Here is a 467-nt window from a genome sequence, read left to right on the forward strand (position 1 = left end):
TGGCATCGAGATCGACTTCGCTTTCATCGACTTCAATTGCTCCTTCCGGGCTACTGTGATGATGCGCTTCCTCTTCGCCACGCGCACGTTGCGCTAACATCTCTGCCCGGCGATGCTTCGCCCGATCAAACGCCAGCCTGCGGCGCTGGATCAGCATCCAGCGGCGGATAACGTGATAAACCACCAGTAGCAGGAACCAGATGGCAACCGAGGTTTCAAGCCTCGCTAACAGCGCCTGTGCCGTTGCCAGATAACCCACCGCCGACGCCAGAATGGCAACCAACGGCGCGCCAATCATCATGTTCCACAGCATATGGTTGGTAATGTTGTCGCCGCTGCCCTCTTTGTTGAGATACAGCGGAATCCCGGCCTTTTTCAGGCTGAGGGTGACCACCGCCAGCGCACCGCAAATGAGGATAAAGCAAAGCCGTCCCAGCGAACCGGAGAATTCACGGTCGTCGAGGTTA

The 467-nt window shown here is 57.4% G+C and carries 1 pseudogene; it reads right to left on the reverse strand.

Annotated features, from left to right (window positions below):
* Positions 1 to 467 (reverse strand): annotated as a pseudogene (locus tag SB719_RS19040) (miniconductance mechanosensitive channel MscM); the annotation flags it as partial.

This window comes from Pantoea sp. SIMBA_079 (genome assembly GCF_046940275.1).
In the GTDB taxonomy this organism is placed as follows: domain Bacteria; phylum Pseudomonadota; class Gammaproteobacteria; order Enterobacterales; family Enterobacteriaceae; genus Pantoea; species Pantoea borealis.